Raw genomic sequence first — 6,193 nt, 5'->3', positions numbered from 1 at the left:
AGGGTGGTGGGTGTAGGGTAGTGGCGAGGGGGCTGGGTGGGGGATATAAGGGGAAGGGCGGAGCGAGTAGGAGTGCGGGGCCTGGTGGGCGCAGCTTTTTTTTTTCCAAGCAGAAGCCGGCATACGGGTTTGCCTGTTGTCATGTGGGCGGGGAGTTGTGTATAGGAGACAGGGGTGGCGGAGCCTCCGGGGCGGGCGCGGGGGCGGCAGGCGCGGGCGCGGCGGGCGCGGGAGCCTGCGGGGCGGGCGTCACGAAGACGGTCCGCGGCGCCTGCTGCACGACGGGCACCGGCTCCTGGATGGTGTCGGGCACCGACGGTGCCGACGGCGGTGGCTGGGCCGCCTCGGGAGCGACGGCCGCGGGCGTCTGGCTGCTGGGCACGATCACACTCTCGGCCGGGCTCGGCCGCTGATCGACGGTCGGCCGGATACTGACCGCCAGCGAGATCACCAGTGCCACAACGCCGATCACGAAGATCGACGTCAGCGCACTACCGACCAGCAGAAACGGCTTGCGCTCCGGCTCGTCGACGGTGAAATCGGGGTCGGCCGGCATGGAGTCGTAGCCGAAGTCGCCGTCGGGATCGTCGGGGACTTCGGTGTAGCCGAGCGGGGCCATATAGCCGGCTGCGGCCATCTGGGTTCCGGCTTCGGCCATCTCGGTGTCTTCGCCGGCGGGGTATACCTTGCCGGCGGTGGTGCCGTCGGGATCGCGGGCGTAGCCCAGGCCGACGGTCGAGGCTTCATAGCGAGGTGCGGCGGCCGAGGCCAGCGCGGCGCCGCGGGCCAGGGCCAGTTCGGCTTCCTCGGGGGCGTGTACGGGCAGCGTGGTGCCCAGCGACAGCTGGGACCTCACCGCGGCCACGTCGACACCCGCGCCCAGGACGAACAGACCCTGCGGCGGTGCGTCGATGCCTTCAAGGTCGGCGATCATGCGCTGCAGTTCCGCCACCGCGTCCTGGGCGTGCAGGCTTTCGGTCTGCACCTTGACGATCGCCCCGCCGGCGGTCTCGACGACAGCCACGGTCGCGGTGTCGCGATCGAGAAGCATCAGCGCCGTGCGGTCGTAGCCGACGGTCTGCCCGACGGCTTGGGCCAGCGCGCCCGCGGCGTGAAGTTCGGACACCAGGAGGACGTCGTCGATGTTGCGGGCCTTGAGCGCGTCGCGCAGCCCGGCCGCCGTGGCATGGTCGGTCCACGTGACGCCGGTCGAAACCAGGCGGTGCCCACCTTCGGTGGCACTCTCGCGGGTTCCGAGGATCGCGGCGACCACTTGCTCCGCCGCGGTTGCCGTACCTTCGCCGGTCGTGATGTCGAAGGTGTCGTTGTCGACGGTCACGCCGTCTGCTTTCTCGCCTTCGACCAGCACCATACGCACCGTCGTCGGCGTCATGGACACACCGAGTGCGATGTCCACTACCCCTCCAAGGTTGTTTGCTGGGTCCCCCGACCCGCTGCTGCGCTCCACCCTGCTAGAGACGTTCGACTAGAAAGTTCATCGCCGCAGGTAGCGGCTCCGTTACAGCCGAACGGGTTAGCTGGTGTCCGAAAGCTGACCCTGGAGTTCCGAGGCTACTCGCCCGGCTCGGACTGGATGAAGTTCTGATACGAACGCGACGGCGTCGGCCCGCGTTGGCCCTGGTATTTCGAGCCGACGCTGGCGCTGCCGTAGGGGTTTTCGGCAGGGCTGGTCAGCCGCAGCAGGCACAGCTGGCCGATCTTCATGCCCGGCCACAGCGTGATCGGCAGGTTGGCGACGTTGGACAGTTCCAGGGTGATGTGCCCGGAGAAGCCGGGGTCGATGAAGCCGGCGGTGGAGTGGGTGAGCAAGCCCAGCCGGCCCAGCGACGACTTGCCTTCCAGCCGGCCGGCGAGGTCGTCGGGCAGGGTGCAGCATTCCAGCGTGGAGCCGAGGACGAACTCGCCGGGATGCAGCACGAACGGCTCACCTTTGGCGGGCTCGACCAGGCTGGTCAGCTCGTCCTGCTGCTTGGCGGGGTCGATGTGGGTGTAGCGGGTGTTGTTGAAGACCCGGAACAGGCTGTCCAGCCGGACGTCCACGCTCGACGGTTGCACCAGGGCGTCGTCGAACGGGTCGATGCCCAGTCGTCCGTCGGCGATGGCGGCGCGGATATCACGATCGGAGAGCAGCACGCGACGAGCGTAGCGGCGGATCAGTTGATCGTGATGGTGACCACGTGCGGTGGCAGTGAATTGTCGAGAATCAGGACCGAACTCTGGCCGTTCACGTCGTCGTAGGGGAAGCCGTAGTTCTTCCCGTCCAGGCCGAGCTGGTGGAAGACCTTCGCATAGGAGTTGTATTTCGTGCCGGCGGGGTAGTACGCCGCAACGGTGCCCCACTGGTCCGGCGAGGCGGCGACGCCGCGGTTGAAGGCGGCGTCGAGTTGAGCGAGGAAGGCGCCCTGCTCGTGGGTGCCGACGAAGGGTCCGTCACCGGCGAAGACCTGCGCTGTCGTCGGTTTGTCCATCAGGTAGTTTCCCGACACTCCGGCAGGGTTGAGGGCGGTCACGGTGTAGGCGAACTGGTTGTCGGCGTTGACCTGGCCGGTCACGGTGTAGCTGCCTGGCGAGGTGAATGTGAACGTCTCCGTCGTGTACTTGGTCCAGAAGTGGTCGACCGGTTCGTCGAGGTAGTGGGCCAGCGCTCCGGGCTGCACGGACCGAGGCGACGCGATGCGCAGCGGATTGCCTTGGCTGTCGGTGATGACGAGCTGCTGGAATTCCGTTGGTACCGAGTTCTGGTAGGTGGTGAACACCTGGTTCCGCGTGGCGGTAGTGCCGCGGGTGTCGGAGAAGGAGCCCTGGTCGAGGGTGAAGCTCAGCGGAAGCCCGAACTGGTCCACCTGTGTGGTGTTACCGCCGAAGGGCACGCCGCCGTACTGGAAGGTGAACTCGAACCAGTCGTAGACGGTGCTGTAGTTGGGGTTGGTGACGCCGACGGGGTCGGGCACGGTCCAACCGGAATTGTCTTGGCTGATAGCGATATACAGCGGTTGGGCGACCGACACGTAGATCCTGGCACCCTGCAGGTCCGGCGGCATTCGCAAGTTCGCGGCCTGGCCGAGGGTGTACGACATGTTCGCGTAGTTCACCCCGTCCTTGACCAGGTGGCCGGGCGCGTTGGCGTCGTCGTGGTTGATCGCGTGCGGCGTTCCGTTCTGGTCCACCCAGGCCCAGTGGTCCTTCGAGATCTGCCCGAGGACGGTGACGTAGATCTGGCCACTGTCGTAGGCCGAATTGTTGACGAAGTCGACCGGGTACGTCCCTGCGCTGTACGGCGCGACGGAGACGGTGAGCGTGCCGTGTGCGGTGTGGCCACTGGACCCGACCAGGCCGAATGTCAGGAGGTTGATCAGGCCGGAAAGGCCGTGAATGTGTGGGCCGCTCCAGAAGTCCGACGTGGTGACTTGGAAGGTGTCGGTGTATGGATCGGTGCCGTTCCAGCCGGTGGGGGCGGTGTAGGTCGCCTGGGAGCCGGAGATCTTCAGGGTGCCGCCGCCTGTGCCCGCGCCATGGACGGCATAGGTCAGCCGGCGCCCGTCGGTGTCGACGCCGCCCAGCGGGAACGGGTCACTGGTCTCGCCGGGATCGAGGGCTTCCGATCTGGTCTGCGGCGGGAACGTCGGAGTGACGGCTTCGAATGTGCGTTGGTACCAACTACGTTGCGCCGCTTGGACAAAACGGCGCAGGTCGACGGTGGATACCGGTTTGACGCGAGCGGGGACGGCACGCGCTTTCAGTGTGGCCGAGGTGGGGCGCCCGACGGTTCGGGCACTGGACGCCGTTGCTTTTGCCGGAGAGGGTCGTGAACTGCTCGCCGTATCGGAGGTCGAGGTTTCGGCATGGCCGGTCGCGGGATTGGCCAGCAGCGCGACGCCGATCCCGGCGGCCACCGCGGATGCTCCGACCCAACCGACCTGCGCGGCGTATTTCATTTGGGTTCCGTTCGACGTAGCTGGCTTAGCCAGCCTATGTCCGCGCCTAGCCGTATCGCAGCCGAATGATGCCCATTCTGCGGATTCTCATCCGGCGCTCGGTACTTTGCTGTTGGGGCGGCGCCGACTGTTGTCACACCGCAGTCGCGCGCAGTGCTAACCTCTGTGTCCATCGCCGATGTAGTTCAATGGCAGAACATCAGCTTCCCAAGCTGAATACGCGGGTTCGATTCCCGTCATCGGCTCCACGACGAGCAGCGGCATACTGTCCCGAGCACCGGACTGGCGCGCAGGTTCCGACCCCGCCGCGACCCCGGATTACGGCGATCGTTGGCGTCGATGTCAAAATGAGCGTCGTGTCTAAGTGGATGCAACCGGGAACCCGGTTCAACCTTGCGCGTGCCGTCCAATCGAAGCTGAACTCGCCGTCGATCGGCACCGACGCAAGCATCTTGCTTCGACAGTTCGATGTCGATCCCGAGCCGGGGGACTCTTGGACCGAATGCCTTATCGAAGCGGGCGATGACAAGCTCGCCGAGGTTGCAAAGCACTTTGGTCTGGAACCGCCCGAACCGCCGGAGGCCGAGGCGCAAGGGGAGATCGATCCAAGCGCCGCAGACATCGACGCATACGCAGAACTCGTCTCAGCAGAGACTGCACTACGGGACGTCATTCGAGCCGTAGTCCCCGACTGGATCGAACAGCTGGATCCCGAGGCTGTGGCCAAGCTAGAGGCGAAGCGGACCGAGGAGGATAAGCGGCGAGACGGGATCGCTGTGAGCAAGGACCTCCTCGACTACACCGAGATCTATCAGCTCAAGGAGCTGATCAGCCGCAACTGGGATCCGGCGGTGAAGTCGATTCTCGATGACAAGAAGCGGACGGACGTTTACCTCGACATCATCCTGGATGTCCGGAACGCAGTCGGTCACCCTCGGCCCGTATACGCATCCGAGAGACTCCTTTTGGCGGGGGCAGCGGGTCAAATTCGCAATCAACTCGCCGCATACAGGTCAAAGTCGTCGGGGCCTGAAGCCCATTACCCGTCGATTGATTCTGCCCGCGACAGTGGCGGCCGCGAGGGCCACAAGAGCCCGAGGCTTGTGTCAGTGTCGTCAGCGTCGTTGGCGGACCTACCCCGGCTGAATGTTGGTGACACCATAATCTTTGAACTCGAAGCGACGGATCCGCGAAATCGAGACCTTTGGTGGCGAATGACATCCATGCCGAACGGGGAGCCTCCCAGCCTATTCAAGAGGTATCCGCCTCTGATTGAGACAGTGGGCAACAGGGTCACCGCCAGTTGGACCGTCGACGAAGACGACGTGGGCGAGTATCGGCAGATCGTTGTTGCGCTCGCCAGCACCGGGCGTTACCACCGCGAAGGTGAATGGGACGACGGCGTTATTTTTCACTACCACGTGAACCCGCCACCAGACGCCTAGGCCGCAGCTGCATAACAACTCTGGCGGTGGCCGGGGACAACGCCAGAGGGCCCCAACAGCTATTGAGTACCGCCGTCGGCCGCCTCCGTGCCTGCGGCGTCGGATTCACCACTCAGAAGTTCCACGTCGTCCTGGATGGGCTTCCAGACTTCAGGATCAAGGTCCGACAGATCGGTCGGAAGTGGCGCACCAACTGCCGCGCTGTACATCTGCATCGGCATCGAAATGGTCGTATCAGCCAGCACCGGGGCAGTGAAGGCCGACTCATCCAGCTCCAGCAGCCCTTCCCTGTACAAATGGTTGATCAGGAAGTAAGTGTGGTTCGCCGCCGCGCCGATACGGGCGAAGACGCCGACGGCAGCTTGGTAACGCTGGTTGAGGCTTAGATCGTTGCCGACATCTGACTTGATGGGCTGCGTGTGCAGCGCGTCGGAGTTCAACCAGAGATCCGCCAACTGCGCGTCGGTCAGCTGACCCTTATCCGTCACCACGAGGTAGGCCTGGGCGACGTTCGCCCCCTCTACAACACGCTTCCAATGCTCGCGAAGGCCGTCAATGTCAGCGACCTCGGCCAAAGTCTCCTTGCTCAATAGCTTTTCGAGTGCGTCCAACACCGCCGCCCAATACACCGACTCTTTGCCGATTGTGAAGGGACGAAGCCTGGCTGATCGCGCTCGTCGAAAGTCCTCAGGTGTGCTCGCCGAAATTCCTCACCTGTGAGCAGCGGTCAGTGTAGTTGTTGGCGGTTGCCGGTGGTGGTTCGGCGCAGGGTTTCGGCGGCTGCTTGGTGGT

At 64.7% G+C, this 6,193-nt stretch carries 5 protein-coding genes and 1 tRNA gene; 2 read left to right on the top strand and 4 right to left on the bottom strand.

Annotation, left to right across the window (positions count from 1 at the left end; all coding sequences use genetic code 11):
- Positions 1-139: 139 nt before the first annotated feature.
- The 3 genes from HPC46_RS33385 to HPC46_RS33375 all read right to left on the bottom strand — a co-directional run bounded on the left by HPC46_RS33385 (position 140) and on the right by HPC46_RS33375 (position 3,956).
- Positions 140-1,417, bottom strand: a complete 1,278-nt coding sequence (locus tag HPC46_RS33385) for a DUF7159 family protein (RefSeq protein WP_179476291.1) — start codon at positions 1,415-1,417, stop codon at positions 140-142.
- A gap of 155 nt (positions 1,418-1,572) precedes the next feature.
- Positions 1,573-2,154 (bottom strand): dCTP deaminase, encoded by a 582-nt coding sequence (gene dcd / locus HPC46_RS33380; protein WP_179476290.1) that lies wholly within the window; start codon positions 2,152-2,154, stop codon positions 1,573-1,575.
- 20 nt (positions 2,155-2,174) lie between these two features.
- Positions 2,175-3,956 (bottom strand): glycoside hydrolase family 64 protein, encoded by a 1,782-nt coding sequence (locus HPC46_RS33375; protein WP_179476289.1) that lies wholly within the window; start codon positions 3,954-3,956, stop codon positions 2,175-2,177.
- 174 nt (positions 3,957-4,130) lie between these two features.
- On the opposite strand from HPC46_RS33375, the gene HPC46_RS33370 reads away from it, so the two are divergent.
- Positions 4,131-4,204 (top strand) — tRNA-Gly (locus HPC46_RS33370).
- Positions 4,205-4,312: 108 nt separating this feature from the next.
- Positions 4,313-5,401 carry a hypothetical protein gene (locus HPC46_RS33365; RefSeq protein ID WP_179476288.1) on the top strand — a complete coding sequence of 363 codons (1,089 nt, stop codon included), beginning with the start codon at positions 4,313-4,315 and terminating at the stop codon, positions 5,399-5,401.
- A gap of 59 nt (positions 5,402-5,460) precedes the next feature.
- Here HPC46_RS33365 and HPC46_RS33360 read toward each other — a convergent pair whose 3' ends face one another.
- Entirely contained in the window at positions 5,461-6,015 is a 555-nt protein-coding gene (locus HPC46_RS33360) for a hypothetical protein (RefSeq protein ID WP_179476287.1), read from the bottom strand.
- Positions 6,016-6,193: the final 178 nt, after the last annotated feature.

This window comes from Mycolicibacterium vinylchloridicum (assembly GCF_013404075.1).
GTDB classification, from domain to species: Bacteria; Actinomycetota; Actinomycetes; order Mycobacteriales; family Mycobacteriaceae; genus Mycobacterium; species Mycobacterium vinylchloridicum.
The sequence above is the reverse complement of the archived record's forward strand: the minus strand, read 5'-3'. Positions and strand labels throughout refer to the sequence as shown.